9 protein-coding genes are annotated in these 14,438 nt (G+C 40.8%); 4 read left to right on the top strand and 5 right to left on the bottom strand.

From position 1 onward, the window contains the following. Positions 1-134: 134 nt before the first annotated feature. Positions 135-851 carry a DUF6776 family protein gene (locus Q4575_RS02475; protein WP_215963358.1) on the top strand — a complete coding sequence of 239 codons (717 nt, stop codon included), beginning with the start codon at positions 135-137 and terminating at the stop codon, positions 849-851. On the opposite strand, the gene Q4575_RS02480 is transcribed toward Q4575_RS02475, so the two are convergent. Together Q4575_RS02480 and Q4575_RS02485 are read right to left on the bottom strand one after the other, a co-directional pair. After that, positions 840-3,500: a tetratricopeptide repeat protein gene (locus Q4575_RS02480; protein WP_303521230.1), complete on the bottom strand. Its 2,661-nt coding sequence runs from the start codon at positions 3,498-3,500 to the stop codon at positions 840-842. The two genes, Q4575_RS02475 and Q4575_RS02480, sit on opposite strands and share 12 nt — an antisense overlap. An 86-nt stretch (positions 3,501-3,586) precedes the next feature. Further along, the gene (locus Q4575_RS02485) at positions 3,587-6,337 is read right to left on the bottom strand and encodes a calcium-binding protein (protein WP_303521231.1); all 2,751 of its coding nucleotides are present in this window, start codon (positions 6,335-6,337) and stop codon (positions 3,587-3,589) included. 391 nt (positions 6,338-6,728) lie between these two features. Here Q4575_RS02485 and erpA point away from each other — a divergent pair, with 391 nt between their 5' ends. The 3 genes from erpA (at position 6,729) to Q4575_RS02500 (ending at position 11,479) form a co-directional block, all read left to right on the top strand. After that, positions 6,729-7,094, top strand: a complete 366-nt coding sequence (erpA, locus tag Q4575_RS02490; RefSeq protein ID WP_215963446.1) for an iron-sulfur cluster insertion protein ErpA — start codon at positions 6,729-6,731, stop codon at positions 7,092-7,094. Positions 7,095-7,239: 145 nt separating this feature from the next. Next, on the top strand, positions 7,240-8,328 hold the full coding sequence (locus Q4575_RS02495; RefSeq protein ID WP_303521233.1) for an efflux RND transporter periplasmic adaptor subunit: 1,089 nt from the start codon (positions 7,240-7,242) through the stop codon (positions 8,326-8,328). 13 nt (positions 8,329-8,341) lie between these two features. Further along, positions 8,342-11,479 carry an efflux RND transporter permease subunit gene (locus Q4575_RS02500; RefSeq protein WP_303521234.1) on the top strand — a complete coding sequence of 1,046 codons (3,138 nt, stop codon included), beginning with the start codon at positions 8,342-8,344 and terminating at the stop codon, positions 11,477-11,479. Positions 11,480-11,860: 381 nt separating this feature from the next. Here Q4575_RS02500 and Q4575_RS02510 read toward each other — a convergent pair whose 3' ends face one another. The 3 genes from Q4575_RS02510 to Q4575_RS02520 form a co-directional block, all read right to left on the bottom strand. After that, positions 11,861-13,192: an MFS transporter gene (locus Q4575_RS02510; RefSeq protein ID WP_368392616.1), complete on the bottom strand. Its 1,332-nt coding sequence runs from the start codon at positions 13,190-13,192 to the stop codon at positions 11,861-11,863. 79 nt (positions 13,193-13,271) lie between these two features. After that, positions 13,272-13,595 (bottom strand): hypothetical protein, encoded by a 324-nt coding sequence (locus tag Q4575_RS02515; protein ID WP_215963364.1) that lies wholly within the window; start codon positions 13,593-13,595, stop codon positions 13,272-13,274. Positions 13,596-13,684: 89 nt separating this feature from the next. Beyond that, positions 13,685-14,245, bottom strand: coding sequence for a peptidylprolyl isomerase (locus tag Q4575_RS02520; RefSeq protein ID WP_252736747.1), 561 nt, complete (start codon positions 14,243-14,245; stop codon positions 13,685-13,687). Positions 14,246-14,438: the final 193 nt, after the last annotated feature.

A 14,438-nucleotide genomic window follows, 5' to 3' on the forward strand; every position in this document is an offset into this window, starting at 1 on the left:
TTTATCCGTAATTAATAACGACACTGTTGTCTTTATTTGGGAGTAAAGTATGCCCTTAAAGGAAAACAGCGCTAGTCAAACGATGAGACAAAAGTGTAACATAAAGTCATGACATATAATCAAATTTATCTTTTATGAATGCGTGGTGGAGTTTCGAAAGTATTAAGAACCGTTTAGGTCGCTTTCAGTTTTTATTATTACTCATCGTTATATTGGCGGCGGTATTTTATGCCGGTTTTCAATTGAGTGGGCAAATTGTTATTTGGCAGAAAAATCAGTTAAATACACAACAGCAAAGACTTACAGGGCTGTATGAGGAGTTAGACCAGAAGATCAGGCAAATAAACTACCTTACAGTTGAAATGGAAGTCGAGCAAAATGCTGCAGTGCAGATGAAACAAGAATTGTTGGGATTAAAAGAAGAATCGCTGCAACTCAGAACTGAGCTCAACTTTTATCAGAAAGTGCTCGCACCTGAGCTGGTCGCAGACGGTTTGGCTATTGAACAGTTTGACATAGAATCGACGAATCGAATTAATCACTACAAATTTAAGTTCGCATTAGTGCAAACGGATACACGCAAGCGAAATGCCAAAGGGTATATTAAATTAAATATAGTAGGCATTGAAGATGGACAAACTAGAACGTTGGATTTAGCTAAAATGTCAAATCTAGCATCTGAGCAATTACGTTTTAGTTTCCACTATTTTCAATATTTTGAAGGTGAGTTTGAGCTCAAAGAAGGGTTCATTCCAGAAGACATTGAAATCAAAGTGGTTCAGCCCAAAACAAAATGGCAGCCATATAAATCGTTTAATGAAAAGTTGGAATGGCCTGAACTAAGCTCCTAATTCCTTTAGTAATAATCTCATATCTTCAGTTGGCGTAGCGAACCGTTTTAATGTTTGCACTGCCTTCTGAACCTCGCCCAACGTTTTTAAAATACGAGCGTAATTAATAACGACTTGGGGATTCTTTGGTTGTTGCAAATAAGCTTGTTCTGCAAATACAAGGGCGTTTTTAGGCTTGTTGGTAGACAAGTATAACCATGCCAAATTATTTGATATTTGCCAGTGTTGTAAGATAAAACGACGAGATTGGGGGACATCAAGTATCGCAATTGCGGCTTTTGGGGCATTTTGAATTAGCCAATTAGATACCATCGCCCGGGCATTGTGATCATTGGGTGATTGTCGGAAGTAATGATGCGCAATGATAACAAGATGGTCAAAGTGACCTTGTTGTTTTGCCGCGGTCGCTAATTCAATCATCGCACTTCGTGTAGGGTATTGATTAAAATAGTTCGCCACTTTTAGCAGACCATCTGACGTTTTACCCTGTTCAATTAACAATTTACCTTTTAACCACATTAGAGCGGGTAATGGTGGTTTTTCACTTAATTGTGTAATTAAAAACTCTGCAGTTGCTAAATCACCGGTATAAAGCAATGCATTTGCCTTAGCGTATTGAATGTTATTGCTCGATTTTGAATGGGATTCAAGCCAAGAGATATAGGTCAAGATTAGATCGTATTGGCGCTGATCTTCAATTAGTGAAATGACATAAAGGTATGTTTCTTCGGCAGGAAAACGATTAGAGAAAAGATACAAGTCATCCTTTAAATCCAATTGGTTAGTGGCAATTTGGGCACGGAGCCATATCTGCCAAATTTCCAAAGTCCAATCGGTAATTTCGATATTTGACTTTATTAATTCGCGAAGTTTGTCGTACTGACCATCTTGATATAGATATTGAGTTATCGCTATGATCGCTGGCGTGGCATCGCCGTTGAAATTTATACTGGCCATTAATTGCTTGGTACTAATCGCATTGTTATCGCTTGCTTTGAGTTTCAATAATCCGGTTATGGCATTCTCATGATTAGGTTTTAATTGTAGCGCCTGTTCAAAATAGTGTTTTGCCGTTGAACTATCTTTATCGTCAAGGGCTTTATATCCTAGGTGAAGTAAAGCAGGAACATTTTTGGGTTGCAGTTGCAATGAATGGCGTAGCCATTTTGCAGCTAGGTCGAATTGCTTGTTTTGCTGGTGTAAAAGTGCGATGACATTCACGGCTAGTACGTTATTTTTATCATCTAAGTGCCAATCAATCGCTTGTTTCATGGCATCGTCGTATTTACCTTGGTCAGCGAGACTTAAAATATGCGCCATTTTGATCGTGACGTTATCTTTTTGTTCTTGTGCTAATCCCTGAATGATTTCTAAGCCATGCTTATTGCCAGCGTTAAGTTGCAAAATACCTTGTTTGAGTTTAAGCATGGGGTTAGAAACAGGGGCAAATTGTAATTTTTCGAGTATTTCGTTTGCCGTTTGATGCTGTTTTTTCGCTATAAGCTGATCAACAAGTAAATTGCCTAAATGAAATTCGGAATCGGTATCCACGTTAATTTCGTTATATTTTGCAACAGCGTCATTCAGCAACCCTAAATTTAACTGGACCCAACTAAACACTCGCAAAAATCCCTGGTGATTTGCAAACTCATCCTGAAGACGTTCTAAATGGTTAAAAGCCACTTCAAACTGTTCCAAATTCGCAGCCGCAATACCCGCCATTAAAGCATTCGTCGAATTTGCTAGGCCATTTTGGATTGACAATTCGGCATGAAATTTAGTTAATTCAAAATTACTTTGTCGATAGAAAATAAGCGCCTGAAGATGATTGGACAGCGGTTGCTCTGGATTTTGCTTTAAAAGTACCGCAACGTGCTTTTGCATTAGCTCATATTTATCAAGATGTTGTGCTGTTAAGGCTAGCAGGAAGTGTACATAGGTTGCCGTTGGGTTTAGGGTCAGATAGGTACTGTAATCTCGATAGGCGTCGTTGTATTTGGCATTCGACGCATGAATTTGCCCGCGCAATAACCAAGCCGCTTTATAGTCTGGTTCTGACAATATCAGCTTAGAAATTGTTTCAACTGCCGATTGAGGGTCCGTCTCTGAATTGACAAATGCTTGCGTATATTGACCAAGAGGTGATGCTAACGTTTCCGTCGTCAACTGAGATAGAAGAGCTCTGGCATTTTTGGGGTCATTGGATTTTTGGGCGAGTAAAACTTGGTAGAGCGACAATAGTGGATCTGTGTCTACGTTTTTACCGAGGTATTTGGCAATTAAGTCCGCCAAAGAAACTAAGTTGGCCTCCTCAAAATAATACTGTGAAAGTGCTTTAATTGCTTCGACTTGGAAACGCGGGCTATCAGTAATATCGACCCAAAATCTCTCGGCGTTTTCTTGCTTTCCTACGCTATCGTATGATTTGGCTAAAAGGTATTTGGCCTGGTCTAAATCAACATTAGTTTCTGCATTGTAGAGTGATATGACATTTTTTAAGTGGATGATGGCCTGAGCATATTCTTTTTGCTGGAATTTATTTTGGCCCATCTCCAAGTGTTCGTTGGGAGTACGTGTGGGTGAACATGCAGTAAGTAACCCAGAATTAAAAGTTACGAGTAAAACCCAAATGCAAAATTTATTTGCCATACAATAATCAACTTACAATAGGAGTACAAAAAAAGGCGACAGAGTCGCCTTTTATACATCAATTCCAAATATTTGTAAAAATTGGACTAACCGCGTAGCGACTTTCTTCTACGCCATAATAATGCAGCGCCAAATAGACCAACTAGGAATGTTGCATTTGGTTCATGGACATCTGTCGTGCCACCACCGTTGCCGTCACCACCACCATTGTCGCTGACCATATAGCTTAAATTAAACTGCCAACCGTCTGTGCTATTACCTAACCAGTTCCAAGTCCAGCCTTCAACAAGACCTTCAACCCAATCACCAAAGTCAAAAGTGCTAGCATCTTCCACAACTACACCGTCATAAATTAAGTCACCGCTTACTTCGATATACGTAAATGATTCACCTTCGATATCTGACAGATCTAATGGGGCTTGGAATGCAATATCAAAATCAAAAAGCCCAAGGAAAGACAGGTCACCATCAACTATAATTTTGTCATTAATAAAGACACCATTGTCTTCAGCAATCTCCATGGCTAACGTAAGTGCTGTCCATTCAGAGTCACCTTCAAATGTCAGAGTACCCGGACTGTTGCCTGGATTAATTGTGGAGTCTGAAATTTCGGTAGCGCCTTTGAATGTGCCATCACCAGAAATTGTTTGGCCTGCTAAGGTCAGAATAAAATCGTCACCCACTTCGATGATACCGTTGTTGTATATGCGACCCATGTCGTTTACAGAACCGCCACTGGTAAAGGTTCCTGAGATAGAACCATCACCTAAGAAGGTTATTTTTTTGCCTTCGTTATTGGTAATTTTTAGTTTGTTTGTAATTACACTTTCATTTTGAACTTGAATGTCGCCATTGTTAACAAAGTTGTAATTATTACTCAATTCACCATCTATATTGAGGTTTCCGTTTAATGTTGTATCGGTCGTAGTGAGATATTCGCCCTCAATGCCATAATTCGAAAACGTTTCATTATTTATTAGATTGCTAAAACTATAATCGTCTAAGTCAGCAAAGTAATCACCCGTTACGTCACCAGATTCATCAACCGAAGATATTGTTTTAATAGAAGCTTTGTTACCAACCGCTTGATTCGTTAACAAAACACTATTTTGTTCTGAGAAGTTTACTCGTACATCGTTATCGACAAATGTCGCGACAACATTGGCGCTATCAATTGGGCCTGAGACAAACAATGCATCTGAGTTATTTTCAATCGTTGCGCTTGCTTCAACTGAGCTATCCCAAAAGACTTTGTCATCGCCATTTCCGCCGTTGACGAGATCGCCATCGCCAGCAATAAAGGTATCGTCGCCGCCTTCACCAATTAATTCATCAGCACCTTCGCCACCGTCTAAATAGTCGTCACCACTGCCACCTTTCAAAGAGTCGATACCTTTACCGCCATATAAGATGTCATTGTCAGCTAAACCTTTAAGCGTGTCGTTTCCGTCACCGCCATATAAAGTATCGTTGCCGTCATCACCTTCTAATTCATCGTTTCCAGATTCACCGTAAAGGGTATCGTCGCCATCATCGCCACGCAGTCTGTCGTTGTCGTCGCCACCCCAAATATTGTCGTTACCATCACGACCACGAATATTATCTTCGCCAGAATCACCATAAAGGAAATCTGCGCCAGCACCACCGTCAATTACGTCATCGCCAGCATCGCCATGAATTGTATCTATGCCGTCACCACCGTCTATTTCATCATCGTCGTTACCACCGCTAATAATGTCATCGCCAGCATTACCAAAAATAGTGTCTTCACCGTCACCACCGTTAATAATGTCGTTGCCTGCAACACCGGTAACGTCAGGATTTGAATATAAGTCTGCAATGGTATCTGAATTAGCTGTGAAGTCTTCATCGCCATATATGATATCATCACCACCTTGACCATTAATAATGTCAGAGCCATTTCCACCATAGATTTCATTTTCGTTGTCATCACCACTAAGGGTGTCACCAAAAACAGAGCCAATTAAGTCTTCAAATCCAGAAATAGTGTCAAACCCATTCAGGCCTGTATCTTGTGAAGTTTCATCGGCTAAATCAATCATGACGGCATTATCGCTATGCGCATAAGATAACGTATCTGTGCCGGCTCCACCCTCAACAACATCGTTACCTGTACTGCCTTTTACGAAGTCGTTACCGTCACCGGCATCGATAATGTCGTTCCCTGCGCCACCATCTAAAATATTGAGTTTATTATCGCCAATTATTGTATCGTCAAATTCTGAACCTTCGACAAGTTCAATGTTTGTAACGGAATCTGTTTTTGAGTTTGCCGCATTCGTCGCAGAGCCAGTTTGTAAATTTACATCAATGGCATGGCTCAATTCTTCATAGGATAACTTGTCATAGTTGCCTATTCCGCCGTCAATATCATCATTACCGTCACTGCCAATAATCAAATCTTGACCATTGCCACCACTAACAATGTCGTTGCCATTGCCGCCATTAAGCACATCGTCAGCATCTTGACCATATAATTCGTCGTCGCCGTCATCACCAAAAAGGGTATCTTTGCTATTACCACCTTTCAAAATATCGTTGCCATCACCGCCAACTAAGGTATCAGCTCCACCGTCGCCATTAAGTTCATCATCACCGTCATTGCCGTATAAAATGTCTGAGCCGCCTTTACCACTAATGGTATCATTGCCACCTAGACCATTAATTTCATCATCGCCACTATTGCCATTAAGCGTGTCGGCATTCTCAGTTCCATTTACGACGGGATTTGCGGCAGCCAAAGTGGTAGTCGGGAGCAATAACGTCCCAAGCAAAAGAGTTTTGAATACAAATTTCGAGTTTTTAGGTAAGATCACAACAACTATTCCTTACGGATTTCTAACCATTAATACATTTACGAGATACATTACGTTTTATACTAGAAATACTGCAAAAAACATACCTTAAATTTTGAATCCTTTAATAATCAAGGTTATATCCATTCTTACTGAAAAAGTGAAGTTGGTTTGTAAAAAATACTGACACATAATCGGTAATATCATGACACAAACAAGAAAAACTCTTGTTTGTGTCTATGCCTGACTTGGTAAAGCGGATGGTGCCGAATACCGCGCTAATCAGTGGTTTTCCCTCGTCCAATTTAAACTATCTTTATTATGCTTTCTGGTTCTCTTGAATACTTGATTAAATTTGTCAGGTATTAGATAATCAGCGCCCTTAATAACAGAGGTTTTAGTAATGACAGAAATGGTATCCGCAACTGATTTGGCCCAAGACGCACCTGAATTACCAATTCAGTTTTCTGACGCGGCAGCGGCAAAAGTAAAAGTGTTAGTTGAGGAAGAAGAAAATCCTGAATTGAAGCTACGTGTTTATGTAACCGGTGGTGGTTGTTCTGGATTCCAATATGGATTTACTTTTGATGAAGCTGTAAACCCAGGTGACACTGAAGTTGTTAAACAAGGTGTTTCTATGGTGATTGATCCAATGAGCCTACAATATTTAGTTGGCGGTATTGTCGATTACACAGAAGGTTTAGAGGGTTCTCGATTTTTTGTTAACAATCCAAACGCATCGACAACGTGCGGTTGTGGCGCTAGTTTCAGCGTTTAATCTTAATTGTAAAAAAAAGAGACACAAGATATTACAAAAAATGACCAATAAGTTGGTCATTTTTTATTATGTAGCCTATTTTTGTTGAGTTTGTTGCCATAGAATGGGGCCAGCCACTATTCTTTAGTTCAAATTTAGGAAAAATATGAGCGCTACAAATAACGCCCCAGGATTATTCGAAAGAAAGCCTTACATTCTCGCCATGATACTTACTGTCATTCTCGTGGGTTGGATGGCATCAGGTAGCTTGCAAAGTAAAGAAGTCGCTGCCAAAAACGAATCTAAACATGAAACCAAGTTGCCTAAGGTTGAAGTCACTTCATTTGAAGCCTCGTCTATTAGCCGCAGCATCGAGTTGTATGGTCGTACAGAACCCGAACGTAGCCTTAAACTAAGCGCCGAACTTGATGGTCGCGTAGCTGAGATTTTAGTGATTGAAGGGCAAAGCGTTAAGAAGGGGCAGGCAATTGTTAAACTCGCAATCGATGACCGAATTGAACAAATAGAATTTGCCAAAGCGGTCGTTGAACAACGTGAGATTGAATATGCCGGCATGAAGTCTTTATCTGAGAAAGGACTTCAGGGACAATCACTTCTCGCACAGGCCAAAGCCGCTCTAGTCTCTGCAAAAGCCAACCTAAGACAAAGCGAAATCATGCTTGAGAAAAGCACAATTCGCGCTCCATATTCAGGCGTATTGGACGAGCAAAACATTGAGCTAGGCAGTTTTGTAAACAAGGGCCAAGTGATGTTTACTCTGATTGACTTAAATCCACTTATTGTTTCAGCCAATGTAACTGAATCTCATATCGCTAAGTTAGACCTCAATACCAAAGTTGTTGTAAAAATGGTGGATGGGTCTACCGTTAAAGGACGCATGAGCTATCTAGCAAGCGTGTCGGATAAAGGGACCAATACGTTTCCAGTTGAAATCGAAATAGACAATCCTAATCAGCGTTTACGAGCCGGTGTCAGTACCGAAATTTCATTATTGTTTGACAATGAATTAGCAATAAAAGTCACGCCAGCGCTGTTGTCACTTGACCAGTTGGGTAACTTGGGGGTGAAGACGGTAGAAGATGGTGTCGTAAAATTTAATCCCATTGATTTAATTAAAGCAGACAAAGATGGCGTGTGGTTAGGTGGGTTTAAAGCTAAAACTGACGTAATAACGCTTGGGCAAGGATTTGTAAAAATTGGCGACAAAGTCAATGTAAGTTACAAGCAACTATAGGCAGGGACGCAATATGTTAGGTGTTATCGACGCGGCCTTAGACCGCACTCGCACCGTTTTAATGCTCTTCATTTTGTTGATCATTTCCGGTTCAGTAACCTATTCAAACATTCCTAAAGAGTCCAATCCGGATATAACTATTCCTATTATTTACGTTTCGATTGTCCATGACGGCATTTCGCCAGAAGATGCGGAACGAATGTTAATCAGACCAATGGAAAATGAGCTTAGGTCTTTAGAAGGGGTCAAAGAAATGACCTCCAACGCCAGTGAAGGTCATGCCTCTGTTCAACTTGAATTTATCGCCGGTTTTGATTCAAAAGAAGCGCTAGCCGATGTGCGCGACAAAGTGACAATCGCCAAAGCAAAACTGCCATCAGAAACCGAAGAGCCGGTAATCAAGCAAGTGAGTATGGCCGACGAACAGCCTGTGATAACAGTTGTACTTTCAGGGCCGGTGCCGGAACGTGGTTTAGTCACTATTGCTCGGGAACTTAAAGATGTAATTGAAGGACTTAAGGAAGTTTTAGAAGTTGAAGTCGGTGGTGACCGCGAAGATATTGTTGAAATCGTTGTTGACCCACTTTTGATGGAAAGTTACGGCCTTGATCAAGGTGACATCTTTAACTTATTAGATCGAAACAATCGCTTAGTTGCAGCAGGTACATTAGATAATGGCGCAGGTCGATTTGCGGTTAAAGTGCCGTCTGTTTACGAATCAGTAAAAGACGTGTACGACCAACCAATTAAAATTGACGGTGATAAAGTCATAACATTTGGTGACGTTGCTCAAGTCCGCCGCTCTTATAAGGATCCAAATAGTTTTGCTCGTTTAAATGCTCACCCCGCGGTGTCACTAGAAATTAAAAAGCGACCAGGTGAAAACATTATTGAAACCATTGAGAAGGTTAAGGATATTGTTGAGCAGGGAAAAGGGTTATGGCCGGAGCATATCGAAGTTACTTATACCGGCGATCAATCAAAAGATGTTAGGCAGATGTTAAAAGATTTGCAGAACAATGTTCTCTCAGCGGTTATCTTGGTTGTTATTGTAATTATTGCCACACTTGGCAGCCGTTCTGCAATATTAGTTGGTATATCAATACCAGGCTCATTTTTGACGGGTATCCTGGTGATATCTTTAATGGGAATGACGGTCAACATGGTTGTTCTTTTTTCATTAATAATGGCCGTGGGTATGTTAGTTGACGGTGCCATAGTGGTGACCGAATTTGCCGATAGGATGATGAGTGAAGGTAAACCACGTAAAGAGGCATATCGAGTGGCATCTAGGCGAATGGCATGGCCAATTATTGCATCTACAGCAACAACCTTAGCCGCTTTTGCGCCGTTAATATTCTGGCCGGGAATGATGGGTGAGTTTATGAAATACTTACCTATTACACTTATTGCTGTGTTAACAGCCTCGCTGTTTATGGCCCTGATCTTTGTTCCCGCCATTGGTTCACTAATCGGTAAAGTTCGACCATTGAGTGACAAGAAAAAACGTCAATTAATACAAGCTGAAGAAGGTGACATAACCAAGCTAGGTGGCTTTACCGGTCGTTATGTTGGCGTTCTGGCGAAGGCAATCGCGCACCCGTTTAAAACGTTGTTGCTCTCTATTGCGATCTCCATTGCAGTGTTTATGGGTTACGGTGCAAGTGGTTTAGGTGTTGAGTTTTTCCCAAATGTTGAGCCTGTTGGCGCGAATATTACAGTACGTTCCCATGGTGATTTGTCGATTCATGAAAAAGACAAAATCATGCAAAAAATAGAACAGCGTTTGGTGGGCCTCGAAGAAATTGAAACCCTTTATGCGCGTACCGGTGGTAGTGATCAAGTTGGCTACATGCGAATGAATTTAGTTGATTGGCAAGTACGCCGAAAGGCGGACAAAATCATTGCCGATGTTTATTCTTTGACGGAAGATATCGCCGGCGTCGAAATTGAAGTCCGCAAAGATGAAAATGGCCCAAGTGGTGGTAAAGCGTTAGTACTCGAACTAAGTTCACGTTTTCCTGGGGAGCTGTCAGATGCCGTACGCACGATTCGGAAGGCACTCGATGAAACAGAGAAATTTATCAATATAAGTGACACCGCAAATAAGGATGGTATCGAATGGCAATTACTTATCGATAGAAGTAATGCCGCGCGTTTTGGCGCAGACGCCACTTTAGTTGGTAGCTCAATTTCGATGATTACAAATGGTTTAAAAATTGGTGAATACCGCCCAGACGATGTTGATGACGAGTTGGATATTCGAGTTCGTTACCCAGAAGAAAAGCGTGATATCGGCCAATTGCAGTCGGTTCGTGTAAAAACCGCATCAGGTCTCGTTCCTGTGAGTAATTTTGTCGAACAAAAAGCCGTTCCAAAAGTTGATGTTATTCGTCGAGTCGATGGCCGACGCGTTGTGCAAATAGCAGCAGATATGGCACCGGGAGTTTTGCTTAGCCAAGAGCTTCCGATGTTGATGGAACAACTACCCAGCTTAAATTTGAGTAAAACCATTAATATTCAAGTTCGTGGTGAAAATGAAGATCAAGCTGAATCGGAAGGTTTCTTACAAAATGCGTTTTTAGTGGCACTGTTTGTCATGGCGATTATTTTGGTTACTCAGTTCAATAGTTTCTATCAAGCTTTGTTAATTTTAAGCGCTGTTATTTTCTCGACGGTTGGCGTGTTCCTAGGACTGATGATAGTGCAAAAACCGTTTGGTATTGTAATGTCTGGTATCGGTGTTATTTCGTTGGCGGGTATCGTGGTTAATAACAATATTGTATTAATTGATACTTATAATGTTCTGCGTAAAGAGGGCATGCGAGTAGCGGAGGCAATATTAAGAACCGGCGCGCAACGTTTACGTCCAGTTATGCTCACCACAGTGACTACGATTCTAGGGTTAATGCCAATGGTATTAGAGGTTAATATTGACTTATTGGATAGGTTAATGGAATTTGGCGGACCCTCTACCCAATGGTGGTCTCAGTTGTCCCTGGCCGTTGCTGGTGGATTAGCGTTTTCAACCTTATTGACGTTAGTGTTAACGCCTTGCTTACTAATGATGGGCGAGAATATTAAGCTTTGGTATCGTGGTGTTAGGAAGGTAAGGGCTACTGAAATAATAACACCGACTCCTACAACGTAAAGGTATCGCTTGGTATTAAATAGTCTTCAACCCTTATGTAAAAAGAGCAGACAATGTCTGCTCTTTTTTATTTGAGGTGGTGATTTAGTAAATACATCAATCCAAAAAATACTGCCATAACGCCGGTTAAGCCAATAATATAATAAAAGCCCTGCTTACCTTGTTCTATCGTCCAGCCTTTATTTTTTAAATAGAGCCACCAAATAAAACATAAAATAAGTGGCAGTAAAAAAAACAATCTAATCATAATTTTATCGTGAACATCCGTCGATTCGTATTTTGATAGTTAAACACAACTAGTGCCTTTGCATCTACTATTTCGCTCATCGTAGATGAAAATAATGCATGGTTGCATTAGCAATGTCGTATTTTTCGATTAAGTTAACGTTTTGTTGGGACCCAATCTTTTTTAATCAAGTACAAGATACACATAATTGCTGGAATGCCGATAAGAGCGGTCATGGTGAAAAAATGTGTATACCCTAAGCTCTCTAACCAAACACCGGAAAAACCGCCTAAGAACTTAGGCAAGAGTAACATAGCAGAACTTAACCAAGCATATTGGGTTGCGGTAAATTCTTTATTTGTAATAGACGATAAAAAACCAATTAGCGCCGCCATTGCAATTCCCGCACTTAAGTTATCGACAGCAATAACCGTTCCTAGCAATAAAAGTGATGGTTCTGACTGGGACAAATAGATAAACAGGATATTCGTCACAGCAGATAGAATGGCACCGCTTAATAATATTTTTAAAATGCCAAAGCGATTAATTAAACCACCGGCAAAGAATGCCCCAAGCAATGTCATAACGACACCAAATGTTTTCGACATTGCCGCAATATCCTGCTTGGTGTAACCCATGTCGATATAGAACACGTTGGCCATGACACCCATGACAATGTCGGAAATACGATATGTGCAAATTAAAATAAGTAAGATCAAAGTCATCCACTTGAAGCGTTCAAATAGGTCGATAACGGGCTGGATTAAAGAGTAGTACAGCTTTTTAATCCAATTTCTCGGTTGAGGCGTTAAGCTCTCAGTTACTTGTATCTCTTCTGGTTCAGGAGATGATAATGTGGCGACAATGCCCACCAACATGACACAAGCAATAGCAAAATAAGCCCATCGCCAACTTGCATACTGGTAAAGCGTGCTGTCTGTTTGAAAATAGGTAGCAAGCAGTAAAGTGCCAGCGGTTGCAACTATCATCGCTAGGCGGTATCCAACCATATAGGAGGCGGCCATTGCGCCTTGTTGGCGCGTTTCACCAGATTCAATTCGAAAGGCGTCAATGACAATGTCTTGGGTGGCGGAACAAAACGCGACAACGAGCGCTGCTACGGCCATTTGAGCAAGATGACTTTGAGGATCAATCATCCCCATAGAAGCAATTGCCATAACTAGGCAGACTTGGCTTAACAATAGCCAGCTTCTTCTACGCCCAAACAATGGTGCTAAAACTGGGAGTGACCACCTATCGACGACAGGCGCCCATGCCCATTTAAAGGCGTAAACCAATGTAATCCAGCTAAAAAATCCTATACTAGAACGCTGAACACCAGCCTCTTCAAGCCAAATAGACAAGGTACTGAAAACCAACATGATGGGGATGCCAGCTGAAAAACCGAGGAAAAAAACTCGAATGACATTAGCTTGCAAATAAACGGAAAATCCGTTTTTTATGGAGTATAAGAGTGACAAAAACAATCGGCCTTTAGGGAATCAACTAAGCCGATTGTTTCTATATATGTGTGTTAAATCAAGCGCTTTATTAATTTACTCATTTTTATGGGCGGATCCCGCAACAAAAGTCGGGATAACGACCACAACCTCGTAAGTAATTAATACAGGTATCTACTTCAGAGCGAAGTTTAGGGCAACCTTTAATCTCACTTGAATTACTGCACACTAATTGGTGCAACAAGTACCAAAAAGCACTTTCTTTTGGCGTCATTTTGACATCATTAGCAGCCACTTGTGACCATTCCTCTAACGTGTCCCAACAATATAAGTTAACCTCACTTGCTGGTAATGATCCCCAAACAAAGGCATCAGCATAATACGATAATTGCCTTGCTTTGTTGTCGATAAATGTAGCTGCGTTTGCCACTATAACTCTCCCGCTTATTGATATTATTTTTAGGGAATTAACAAGTGGTCTTTATTTGACCACCTCCAAATGATTATAGTGGTTATAAATTATTCTGCCAGTACTTCTATTTTATGAATAATAATCGGTTTATCAGGGAAACTCGGCCAACCCAATTCTGGTGACGTGCCGGTTGTAATAGCTTCTATTTTTTCAAAAATGTCTTCACCTAATGTAACACTACCAAATACGGCGTAACCCCAATTTCGGCCTGGGTCTAGGCTTTTATTGTCCCCTAAGTTGAAAAAGAACTGACTGGTACCCGAATGTGGTGCGTATTGCCGAGCCATTGAAATTGTATATTGCTCGTTTTTTAGGCCATTTCCTGATTCGTTCACAATTGGCGGGTATTCAGTAACACTTTCCATTTCAGTGGTGTAACCACCACCCTGTAGAACAAACTGTGGTTCTAGACGATGGAACTGGGTGTTGTTGTAGCGCTCAGCAACGACATAGCTTAGAAAATTGTTCACCGTAATCGGCGCTTTTGCTCTGTCTAATTCAACAATTAGCTCGCCCATATTAGTGATGAACTTTACCTTGGGGTATAGGTTGTCTGGTTGAATATATTCTCCTCTAGGGGCGGCGGCAACATTTGCTATAGACGCCATAAGAAAAACGCAGACTAAGATTTTTTGGATTGTTTTCATTTATATTTCCTATTACACAGATGCCCCAACAGAGTAACAAAATCAGTGGCTTATACCAATGGATGAAGCATATCCTAGGCGACTGAATTAGCCAATGAACGACCTAGAAATCGCACTAGATTGTTTTTCTATTTAAAAGCGCTTGAGGTTAAGT

The organism is Psychrosphaera sp. 1_MG-2023 (assembly GCF_030548245.1).
Taxonomy (GTDB): Bacteria; Pseudomonadota; Gammaproteobacteria; order Enterobacterales; family Alteromonadaceae; genus Psychrosphaera; species Psychrosphaera algicola.

Excerpts from the sequence above, each read along its gene's own strand:
- Q4575_RS02480 (WP_303521230.1), bottom strand. The coding sequence starts at position 3,500 with ATGGCAAATAAATTTTGCATTTGGGTTTTACTCGTAACTTTTAATTCT.
- erpA (WP_215963446.1), top strand. The coding sequence starts at position 6,729 with ATGGTATCCGCAACTGATTTGGCCCAAGACGCACCTGAATTACCAATT.
- Q4575_RS02520 (WP_252736747.1), bottom strand. The coding sequence starts at position 14,245 with ATGGCGTCTATAGCAAATGTTGCCGCCGCCCCTAGAGGAGAATATATT.
- Q4575_RS02475 (WP_215963358.1), top strand. The coding sequence starts at position 135 with ATGAATGCGTGGTGGAGTTTCGAAAGTATTAAGAACCGTTTAGGTCGC.
- Q4575_RS02500 (WP_303521234.1), top strand. The coding sequence starts at position 8,342 with ATGTTAGGTGTTATCGACGCGGCCTTAGACCGCACTCGCACCGTTTTA.
- Q4575_RS02495 (WP_303521233.1), top strand. The coding sequence starts at position 7,240 with ATGAGCGCTACAAATAACGCCCCAGGATTATTCGAAAGAAAGCCTTAC.